The 896-nt window shown below is 59.7% G+C and carries 1 protein-coding gene and 1 pseudogene; both read left to right on the top strand.

Translation table 11 applies throughout. The features are described 5' to 3' along the window. On the top strand, positions 1-265 hold a 265-nt coding region (locus P3W85_RS35840; RefSeq protein ID WP_346430314.1), incomplete at its 5' end, for a cupredoxin domain-containing protein. A 444-nt stretch (positions 266-709) separates the two neighbouring features. Next, positions 710-896 (top strand): annotated as a pseudogene (locus P3W85_RS35835) (IS256 family transposase); the annotation flags it as partial.

Here is an 896-nt window from a genome sequence, read left to right as displayed (position 1 = left end):
GATCAAGGTGCACGCGCGCAAATTCATCTTCACGCCCAACCACATCGCACTGCGCGTCGGCGAGCCGGTGGTGTTCGAGCTGACAGCGCAGGATGTGATCATGGGGTTCAGCGTGCCGGACTTCGGGATTCGCGCGGACCTGCCGCCGGGGCAGGTGGTGCGCGTTGCCGCGACACCCAAGACGGCGGGTACGTTTGCGTTTTTATGCGATATTTTTTGTGGATCGGGGCATGAGACTATGAATGGGGTGATGGAGGTGACATAGGGTATTTCTGGCCGTTTCAGGGACCCGATTCAGGTCTGCAGGGCCTAAAGGCGGAGTGGTGTCGGGCTCTTGGGCACATGGAGGTGTCACTTTTCTTTACTCGTAAAGAAAAGTAACCAAAAGAAAGCGACCCCTTGCAGGGGGGCTGGCTTATCAGGATCGGGAACGTTGCGGATTCGTGGTGGGCGCGGCGGTTCTAATAAACTGCTGGCGCTACCGGCGCGAACGGCATTGCCAATGCGGATGGCACTGGTTTCAGTATAGCGCCCCTGATGGCAATGGCCCGTGGTGGCTCACGCATCTGCCGTTACCGGCGCGAATGGCTACTGTCTCCCGATCCTTGCGGTTTCGTCGTGGGCGCGGTGGCCCCCCGGGCTTGAGGCGAATACGTGCCTGTCGGAAATTTTGTGTTTAGGGCATAACATGTCGCCCAAGGAGCATGTCATGCCACGCAAAACCAAGACCAGCCAGGCTGCCGGCCGTGAGCTGCCGGCCATTCCCGAGGACTTGATCGCCCATTTTGTAAAGAGCCCCATGACCGCCGAAGCGGTTCAGGAGGCCTCGATGGCGTTCAAGAAGGCCCTGATCGAGCGGGCCCTGGGCGCCGAACTGGGCCATCATCTAGGCTACC

Origin of the sequence: Cupriavidus basilensis (genome assembly GCF_029335485.1) — a bacterium.
GTDB lineage: Bacteria > Pseudomonadota > Gammaproteobacteria > Burkholderiales > Burkholderiaceae > Cupriavidus > Cupriavidus basilensis_E.
The sequence above is the reverse complement of the archived record's forward strand: the minus strand, read 5'-3'. Positions and strand labels throughout refer to the sequence as shown.